The organism is Mycolicibacterium sp. P4_G11 (genome assembly GCF_056555145.1).
This window is the reverse complement of the sequence record NZ_JBFUJW010000020.1, coordinates 1-8,485: the sequence shown is the minus strand read 5'-3', so window position 1 is coordinate 8,485 and position 8,485 is coordinate 1. Positions and strand designations below refer to the sequence as shown.

10 protein-coding genes are annotated in these 8,485 nt (G+C 62.9%); 7 read left to right on the top strand and 3 right to left on the bottom strand.

The genetic code is table 11. The features are described from left to right. On the bottom strand, positions 1 to 150 hold a 150-nt coding region (locus tag AC1U2B_RS28490), incomplete at its 3' end, for a DUF3237 family protein (RefSeq protein ID WP_480219426.1). Between the two features lie 241 nt (positions 151 to 391). Between AC1U2B_RS28490 and AC1U2B_RS28485 the strand changes: the two genes are divergently transcribed. The 4 genes from AC1U2B_RS28485 (at position 392) to AC1U2B_RS28470 (ending at position 3,877) form a co-directional block, all read left to right on the top strand. Further along, a complete protein-coding gene (locus AC1U2B_RS28485) occupies positions 392 to 952 on the top strand; it encodes a cupin domain-containing protein (RefSeq protein WP_480219425.1) in 561 nt (186 codons plus the stop codon). A 50-nt stretch (positions 953 to 1,002) separates the two neighbouring features. Further along, the gene (locus AC1U2B_RS28480; protein WP_480219424.1) at positions 1,003 to 2,508 is read left to right on the top strand and encodes a CoA-acylating methylmalonate-semialdehyde dehydrogenase; all 1,506 of its coding nucleotides are present in this window, start codon (positions 1,003 to 1,005) and stop codon (positions 2,506 to 2,508) included. Continuing rightward, positions 2,505 to 2,930, top strand: coding sequence for a VOC family protein (locus tag AC1U2B_RS28475; protein ID WP_480219423.1), 426 nt, complete (start codon positions 2,505 to 2,507; stop codon positions 2,928 to 2,930). Before AC1U2B_RS28480 ends, AC1U2B_RS28475 begins: the two co-directional genes overlap by 4 nt. Before the next feature lie 80 nt (positions 2,931 to 3,010). Further along, positions 3,011 to 3,877: a mycofactocin-coupled SDR family oxidoreductase gene (locus AC1U2B_RS28470; RefSeq protein WP_480219422.1), complete on the top strand. Its 867-nt coding sequence runs from the start codon at positions 3,011 to 3,013 to the stop codon at positions 3,875 to 3,877. Between the two features lie 48 nt (positions 3,878 to 3,925). Here the strand turns inward: AC1U2B_RS28470 and AC1U2B_RS28465 are convergent, their stop codons facing one another. Continuing rightward, complete coding sequence (locus AC1U2B_RS28465) at positions 3,926 to 4,636, bottom strand: TetR/AcrR family transcriptional regulator (protein ID WP_480219421.1); 711 nt, start codon at positions 4,634 to 4,636, stop codon at positions 3,926 to 3,928. Between the two features lie 255 nt (positions 4,637 to 4,891). Here AC1U2B_RS28465 and AC1U2B_RS28460 point away from each other — a divergent pair, with 255 nt between their 5' ends. Next, a complete protein-coding gene (locus AC1U2B_RS28460) occupies positions 4,892 to 6,388 on the top strand; it encodes a long-chain-fatty-acid--CoA ligase (protein WP_480219420.1) in 1,497 nt (498 codons plus the stop codon). Positions 6,389 to 6,531: 143 nt separating this feature from the next. Here the strand turns inward: AC1U2B_RS28460 and AC1U2B_RS28455 are convergent, their stop codons facing one another. Continuing rightward, entirely contained in the window at positions 6,532 to 7,569 is a 1,038-nt protein-coding gene (locus tag AC1U2B_RS28455; protein ID WP_480219419.1) for an NADP-dependent oxidoreductase, read from the bottom strand. 287 nt (positions 7,570 to 7,856) lie between these two features. On the opposite strand from AC1U2B_RS28455, the gene AC1U2B_RS28450 reads away from it, so the two are divergent. Together AC1U2B_RS28450 and AC1U2B_RS28445 are read left to right on the top strand one after the other, a co-directional pair. Beyond that, entirely contained in the window at positions 7,857 to 8,339 is a 483-nt protein-coding gene (locus AC1U2B_RS28450; protein WP_480219418.1) for a nuclear transport factor 2 family protein, read from the top strand. Then, a partial coding sequence (locus AC1U2B_RS28445) for a DUF3237 family protein (RefSeq protein ID WP_480219426.1) occupies positions 8,336 to 8,485 on the top strand: 150 nt, incomplete at its 3' end. The genes AC1U2B_RS28450 and AC1U2B_RS28445, both read left to right, overlap by 4 nt.

Here is an 8,485-nt window from a genome sequence, read left to right as displayed (position 1 = left end):
GCCGCCGGGGGCGGCGGTGCCGCTGAGCCGGTTTCCGGTGACTTTGCCTCCGGTGACGGCGAGGACCTGACGCATCCCGTATGGGCCCGGTCCCACGATCTGGGGTTCGGCGAGCTCTGCGGTGTAACTGAACTCCGGCTCCAAATTCATTGATCCACCTCCGTTTTCGAGCGGGGCTGCCTTCAGCACCGCGGTGGATCCGATCGTGCACCATCAGTTGGTGATAGTCAACAGTGTGTCGAGTATCGCTCGCCATTAACCGGTGGAATGTTGAATCCGCAAAAGTGGACATAGTGTTGACTAGTATCGACTGTGAGTCTAATCTCAACTTTTGCAGGGCCGTGACACCGAACACCGGCGCACGGCGTCACAACGACATAAGAGGATTGACATGGCCACGAAATCGGAAGTCGACCAGATCCAACCGTCAGCTTCGCGCGATGGGGAGAGCTACGTCTCCCACCGTGAGGACATCCACTTCAACATGACCGGTGACTTCATGACCGGCGTGGATTTCTGGATCCACGCGACCGGTGAGACCACCAACGGTCAGCTGATCGTCATCGAGACCAACTGGGTTCGTGGTACCGAACCGGTCTGGCACATCCACCACCGAGAGGAAGAGGGCTTTTTCGTGATGGACGGTGAGATCAAGATTCACACCGAGGCCGGTTCGTACAACGCCAAAAAGGGCCAGTTCGTGTGGGGGCGCAAGGATCAGCGACACACCTATGAGGTGGTCGGTGACGAAGCCCGGATTCTCGTGGTGTTCGTGCCTGGGCCCGACAGCAACGGCTTTGAGCCCAACGGCGGCATCGACAAGTACTTCTACGAAGCTCGTAATCGTGAGCTTCGGACGCCCGAGCAGTTGCAGGCCGAAGTCGAGAATCTGAAGGTCAACTACGGCCTGGAGATGTTCCCCGAAATTCCGCATCCCCGCGCTAACGCGTGAGACTGGTTGGCATTTCGGATATTTGGCCTTACTGAACCATTGGAGTTGCTGTGACCATCGATATATCTCTTGAGACCGTGCCGCATTGGATCGGCGGCACAGCCGTCTCCTCGGCAGACGGGCCGCGTGCAGAGATCCACGACCCCGCTACGGGGCGCGTGATCGGGACAGTCGTGTTGGGCCGTGCCGATGCCGTCGACGAAGCTGTCGCCAGTGCGCGCGCTGCAGCCACGGCGTGGGCTGACACGCCCGCCTCGACCCGCGCATCGATACTGCATCGCTTCCGGGCGCTGCTGCACGAGCAGGTGGACGACCTGGCGTCGATCATCACGGCCGAACAGGGCAAGACGCTTGCAGACGCCCGCGGCGAGCTGGCGCGCTCGATTGAGGCCGTAGACGTGTCGCTTTCGGTTGTGCAGCAACTCAAGGGGGAGTACGCCGAGCAGGTCGCCAATGGCGTCGATACGTACTCTTTCCGGCAACCGCTCGGTGTATGCGCCGGCATCACACCGTTCAACTTCCCGGTGATGGTGCCGGTGTCGATGTTCGCAGCTGCCATTGCGTGCGGAAATGCGTTCGTGCTCAAGCCAAGTGAACAGGTGCCCTCGGCGTCGGTGCGGTTGGCGCAGATCATGAGCGAGGCAGGACTGCCCGACGGCGTGCTCAACGTGGTGCACGGCGGTGTCGAGGCGGCCGAGGCGCTGATCGACCACCCCGATGTCGCGGCAGTGTCGTTCGTCGGGTCGACCCCGGTAGCGCGTGCGATCTACCGGCGCTCGGCCGAGGCCGGTAAGAAGGTGCAGGCCCTCGGGGGTGCCAAGAACCACCTTGTGGTGATGCCCGACGCGGACCTCGACGCCGCTGCCGATGCGTTGGTGTCCGCGGCGTACGGTGCCGCAGGTCAGCGATGCATGGCAGTGACGGTCGCGGTTGCCGTCGGTTCGGCGGCAGACGCACTGGTGGACAAGATTGCCGATCGCGCAAGGGCGTTCAGGGTGGGCGACGGTGCGGCGTCGGGTATCGACATGGGACCGTTGATCTCAGCGGGCGCACTCGACCGGGTCCGCGGGGCGCTGGAACGCTCGGTTGAGCAGGGCGGGCAGCTGGTCGTCGACGGCCGTGACCGGCCTGCGGCAGGGGACGGCTACTTCATCGGCCCGAGCCTGGTTGACCGCGTCAGTGTCGAGAGCGACCTGTACCGGGACGAGGTGTTCGGACCGGTCCTCAGCGTCGTGCGCGCCGATGATCTCGAGCAGGCCCTGCAGATCGTCAACGATAATCCCTACGGAAATGGCGCGATCATTTTCACCGGCAGCGGCGCGGCTGCACGTCGGTTCAGCCGGGCCGTGTCGGCCGGCAGCGTAGGAATCAACGTGCCTATCCCCGTGCCGATTTCATGGTTCGGCTTCGGCGGGTGGGGCGACTCGCGATTCGGAGATGACGGCCTCAACTACGACGGCTATCGCTTCTACACAAAGTCCAAAGTGATCACGCAGCGCTGGACGGAACCCGCGCCAGGCCTGGCTCCGCACTTCGTCGCAGCGGGCCGGCAGTGAGCTTGCCGACGGCCGCCGGACCGGTTCGGCTCGACCATGTCGGAATCCTCGTGCGCGACTTGGCATCCGCGCGTGCGCAGTGGTGTGATCGTTTTGGCGTCGAAGTTGCTCGCGCGGTTGATGTTCCAGCCATGAGTATCAGTGCGGCGTTCCTCAGCGTTTCGGGGGCAGAGGTCGAGTTGTACACCGTCCACGATCCGGCCGCGCTTGATGCGGCCCTCGGCGGAGCGCCGGCAAAACTCGATCACGTGGCACTACGCCTACACCGCGCCGATGGCCCCGAACTCGTGGGCTGCTCCATCCGGGGGCCGGGGCGCCCAGATCCGATCGCACGGCCGATTCTGATGGGGGATTCCACGCATGTCTGGACCGAGCCTCCCGGCATCGATGTCCTGCTTCAGTTGATCAGGCCGGCCGCGTGAGGCCTCGATCTACATCCGTTGCACCACAAGCGGTCTCGCCGGCCGGCTGGCCGTAAAGATTCACCTCAGAAGGAACGAACATGGGAAGAATGGAAGGAAAGGTCGCTCTGATCACCGGAGCGGCCCGAGGTCAGGGCCGGGCACACGCCATCCGCCTCGCGCAGGAAGGGGCGGACATCCTCGCCTTCGACTGCCCGGCGAATGGCGGGGTTCCCTATCCCGTCGGCACCGCAGCCGACCTCGAGATCACGGTCAAGGAAGTCGAGGCGCTGGGTCGGCGGATCATCGCGCACCAAGGCGACGTCCGCGAGCAGGCCGCGTTGGACAAGTTGGTGGCCGAGGGCGTCCGGGCCTTCGGTGGACTCGACGTTGCAGTGGCCAACGCCGGGATCTGGACCGTGCACCCGTTCGCGGACATTCCCGAGGACGAGTTCCTGGACGTGCTCAACGTCAACATCATGGGGCCCTGGCGCACCCTGAAAGCGGTGACTCCTGCCATGAAGTCGCGCGGAGGTGGCTCGGTGATCATCACCTCGTCGGGCAACGGGGTGGAGGGGTCTCCCCACTACGTCCACTACGTGGCGTCGAAGCATGGCGTACTCGGCTTGGCGAAGAGCGCAGCACTCGAGTTCGGCCAGTACGGCATCCGAGTCAACTCGCTGCTTCCCGGGCCTACCGATACCCCGGCCTTGGATTGGCAAGGTGGCTACGACCTTTGCGCGGGCAAGGGCCCGGGTAACGGCGTCAAGGAGGACCTACAGGGCGCCAGGTACTGGGCACTTCTGCGCGATGTGGGTCTGCTGCCGCCGCAGGCCATGAGCGAGGCGGTTCTGTGGCTGGCCTCCGACGAGTCGCGATGGACGACAGGCCTCGAGATGTTAGTCGAGGGTGGTCACATGCTCATGCCGGGGCTAAACATGACGAAAATGGCTTTGGACAACCAGTAGCGTCCGAGCCGCCCGGAAGTCGAGCGAGGTCCTCCTCGAAGACGTCGATCACGTCTTCGAGGAGGACTTGCGGCGTTTACGAGGCTTCTCGCGCGGTTTCCACTCGAGTCCGTAGACGGTCCGCAGCCAGATCGTGGTCACCGTTTCGGCCATGTCTTCCAACGGGATTGCGTTCTCGCTGCGCAGGCTCATCAATGCGAGGTTGCGTTCTCCCATCCACATCAGGGCTGCGGCCAACGACCTGGCCGGTGGTCCGGCGATAGCTATACCGGCAGCTCTGTCCCGTTCGATGCTGGCCGCCGAAGCGTCGATGAACCGCCCGAGGATCGTGTCCCACTGCGCCTGCAGGTCCGGTTCGGCCGCAGCGGCGTCGGCTACTTCACGAAGAACGTGGCCATGACGTTCCCACACCTGAATGACCTCGTTGACCGCATGCTCTATGGCCGCCTCCGGTGGCATGCCGGCTGGGCGCTCAAAAATCAATTGCGACGCTTGGAATACGTCGGCTGTGACCCTCGAGAGCAGTGCGGACAACAGCTGCCACTTGGACTCATAGTAGAAGTAGAACGACGACCGAGACAGCCCCGCGCGCTTCGTGAGATCGTCGATGGAGATGTTGCGCAGGGGCACCGTGCGCAACATGTCGTAAGCGCCTTCAAGGATGGCTTGCTCGCGTTGATCGCCTTTGATGTTTCGTCTGCCCACCCGCGTTTCCGCAGCGCTGAGGCTAAAAGATGAAGTGGACGCCATGGGAAGCATGATAGGTCAGAGCAGCTGATTCAAGAGCGCACGCCGTGCGGGCTGAGGGCATACGAGAACAATACCCGACATTATGTTGATAATAGTGAACACATAGTCCATACTATGGGGGTACGCCGGACTGGCCTCTGATGTCCCCGCCGGCGCCGACTGCCTGCTCAGGGTCGGCTGCTGTGCTGCCTGAGCTCAAACGGGACTCGCGCCCCGGGGCTGCGGAATACGAATGCGAGCTCCCTTCCGAAGTAGGAGGCAACCGTGTCCAACCTTGCCGGCAATCTGGTCGCGACCGCGCACGAATACGGAGATCGGCCGGCGGTGAAGCTCGACGAATACGTGCTGTCCTACCGTGAGCTCTATGACCGCGCTGCGGCTGTGGCTGGAGATCTGCGGGCTCAAGGTGTGCTTCCCGGCGACCGGGTTGGCCTGGTGCTTCCCAACGTCCCGGCATACCCGGTGCTGTTCTACGGCGTTCTACTCGCGGGCGCGGTCGCAGTTCCCATGAATCCGCTGCTGAGTGCCCGTGAGGTCGAGTACTACCTCACCGACTCGGGTATGACGATGGTGTACGGGTTGGAGGGCGACGATTCCGTTGTGCCGGCCGCAGCGAAGAAAGTCGGAATTCGCTCGGCATTGGTGCCTGCCGCAGGTCCAATCAACCTGCCCGGCAACCCAATCCATGAAGCGGCCGAGCGAACCGACAACGATACCGCGGTGATTCTTTACACCTCGGGGACCACCGGGAAGCCCAAGGGGGCAGAACTCACGCACCGGAACATGTCCTCCAACGCCGCGACGACAGTGGACACCTTGATCAACGTGGGCCCCGAAGACGTCATTCTCGGTTGCTTGCCGTTGTTCCACGTCTTCGGCCTCACCTGCGGGCTCAATGCGGCGGTCAAAGCCGGGGCCCTTCTCACCCTTGTCTCTCGCTTCGAGGCGGCCAAGGCTTTGCAGGTCGTGGCCCGCGATCGAGTGACCGTCCTCGAGGGCGTGCCCACCATGTACGCCGCGATACTGCACTCATCGGTTGCAGATGACGCCGACATGTCCTCCCTTCGCACATGCATCACCGGCGGTGCGCCCATGCCCGTCGAGATTCTCAAAGCGTTTGAGCGGAAGTTCGACTGCGAAATCTACGAAGGGTATGGGCTCTCGGAGACGGCGCCCATTGCCTGCTTCAACCAGCCAGGGCACCAGCGCAGACACGGCACCATCGGGATACCGGTACGCGGGTGCGCGCTGCGCATCGTCGGCGATGATGGTGAGGACATTGCTGATGGCATACCTGGCGAGATCGCGATCCGGGGCGAGAACCTGATGAAGGGCTACTGGAACCGGCCTGAGGCAACGGCCGAAGCGATTCCCGATGGCTGGTTTCGTACCGGGGACATCGCGATTCGCGACAGCGACGGGTACTACACCGTCGTCGACCGCAAGAAGGACCTGATCATCCGGGGTGGGTACAACGTGTATCCCCGCGAGGTCGAGGAAGTGCTCTACGAACATCCTGCTGTCGCTGAAGTTGCGGTGGTCGGCATCAAACACGCAGACCTCGGGGAGGAGATCGGCGCAGCGGTTGCCCTCAAACGTGGCGCGCACGCAGGCGTCGCCGAATTGAAGGCGTTCGTACGAGATCGCCTCGCCGCGTACAAATACCCCCGCGAAATCTGGTTCGTGGACTCTCTGCCCAAGGGCCCGACCGGCAAGATCCTCCGACGGGAAGTGCAGCCGCCCGCGACCGGAATCGGTTGATTGCAAAGCGATCTAGGGCTGATCCGATGCTGCGATGATTCGGGCGACAGAACGAGTCCATTCATGCCTGAACGGATTCCGTTGCCGCGCCGCCCAACGGGTGACTCACTACCGGTTGGGCGGCGCGGCGCTCGCTAACGGGGCTAGGGGAGCGGTGCGACCTGGACGACCGTCTTTCCTCGAGCGCCGCCCGACAGTGCTTGATTCAGGGTCTCCCGAGCGTGCTCCAAACCTTCGACGATGGTCTCGTCATATGTCACCGAACCCTCACCCAGCGCCGCGGCGAGCTTTCCGATGATCTCAGCGTAACGGTCGATGTGGTCGGTAACGATGAAGCCCCGCAGGTTAACTCGCTGCATGAGTAGTTGGTTTACATTGCGCAGGCCCGGCTGCTCGCCGTCGTTATTGTAGGTGTCGTACTCCGAGATCAGACCGCACAGCGCCACTCGTGCGCCGATGTTCAATCGACCCAGGACGTGATCCATGATCGGGCCGCCCACGTTCTCGAAGTCGACATCAATGCCGCCGGGCGTCGCCTCGTCGAGTTGCTCGCGCCAGTTGTCGGAGTGCCGGTCCACGCATGCATCGAAACCCAGCTCCTCCACCAAGTGTCGGCATTTCTCGGCGCCGCCGGCAATACCGACCACGCGGGCGCCACGTTGCTTTGCCAGCTGGCCGGCGATGGATCCGACGGCGCCTCCGGCGGCGGAAACGACTACCGTCTCGCCGGACTGAGGGTCGCCCAGCTCGACACCGATGAACGCTGAAATGCCGGTGTGGCCAAGCACTCCCAGGAAAGCCGAGAGCGGCGCCGGTAATGGGTCGGGCAGCACGGTGAACGGAAACTCGAGTGCGGAATCGTCAGCGACACAATATTCTTGCCAGCCGGTGAAGCCGAGGACGTATGCGCCGACCGGCAGATCTTCGCGCCGGCTTTCGATCACCTGTCCGACGCCGAGGCCCCGCATCACCGCGCCCAATTCGACCGGCGGTATGTAGGAACGCAACTGGCTCATCCACACGCGGTTCGTGGGATCGAGAGACAGGTACAGGGTGCGTACCAATGCCTGCCCCTCCGCAATGTCGGGGATGGATTCCTCGACCCACTCGAGATCTTGTTCGGTGACTGTGCCTTGCGGCCGCTTCCGCAGACGAAACAGCCGGTTGGTCGGTGGTTTCATGGCAAATCCTCGTTGTTGGCGGTGCCTGGAATGGTGGTCATCGGGCCGCGCAAGCGCAGCATCCGCGGGGATGGAGGCAAGGCCCACAGTGACTTTAACGCATTGTCGTGTTTAATCAACAGTCTGTCGAATAGTAGACGGTTTCTCTGCCGAGTATCACCAGTCGCGTTGCGGGGCAAGGGATAGGCATTTATCGACAAAGTGTTGACTATTAACGACGAATGGTGCAGTCTCAGTCTTGCCACCCCGACTGTGACGGCAGTCGACCGAGAGATGGAGGCGGGCGCATGAGCGTACAAACGGACAACCGCGCGACGGTTGAGCGATTCTGGGGGGCCTTCGATGACGGCCCGCCTCGCGGTGAGGCTCTGGAGGTGTGGAAGGACAACTTTGCCGAGGATGGCGTCTGGGAGATGCCCTTCGCGCCCGAGCCGCTCGCCGATACCGTCCCCGGCCGACAACTGATCGGTCATTTCATCGACTGGTTCTTCGCTTCGGTGCCCGACCTCCGGATTGATTCGTTGACCGTGCACGATACGACCGACCCGGAACTCTTCATTCTGGAACTGCACGGAAAGGCGACGGTCACGCAGACCGGCAGGATCTACGCCAATTCCTATTGCACCCATATGCGGATTCGGGACGGCAAGGTCGCGCTGATCCGCGAGTACTTCAACCCCAATATTGTGCTCGAGGCCTTCGGGCGCGATGTCATCGCCGAAGGTATGTCAGCTGTGATGGCAGCCGCCGGAGTGGGTGCAGCCCAGTGAATTTGGAGCCGGAGTTCAGTTACACCGCAGAGCTCGCCGAACCCCAGATCGTGGGACCGGGCCCATACGGGATGCGTCAGGTCCTCGCCGTCACCGGAGGCAAAGTCACCGGAAACCGGCTCAGCGGCACCGCCGCCCCCGGCGGC

What these genes read in the sequence shown, in the direction of transcription:
- AC1U2B_RS28455 (WP_480219419.1), bottom strand. Translation starts at nt 7,569, where the DNA reads ATGAAACCACCGACCAACCGGCTGTTTCGTCTGCGGAAGCGGCCGCAA.
- AC1U2B_RS28465 (WP_480219421.1), bottom strand. Translation starts at nt 4,636, where the DNA reads ATGCTTCCCATGGCGTCCACTTCATCTTTTAGCCTCAGCGCTGCGGAA.
- AC1U2B_RS28450 (WP_480219418.1), top strand. Translation starts at nt 7,857, where the DNA reads ATGAGCGTACAAACGGACAACCGCGCGACGGTTGAGCGATTCTGGGGG.
- AC1U2B_RS28470 (WP_480219422.1), top strand. Translation starts at nt 3,011, where the DNA reads ATGGGAAGAATGGAAGGAAAGGTCGCTCTGATCACCGGAGCGGCCCGA.
- AC1U2B_RS28485 (WP_480219425.1), top strand. Translation starts at nt 392, where the DNA reads ATGGCCACGAAATCGGAAGTCGACCAGATCCAACCGTCAGCTTCGCGC.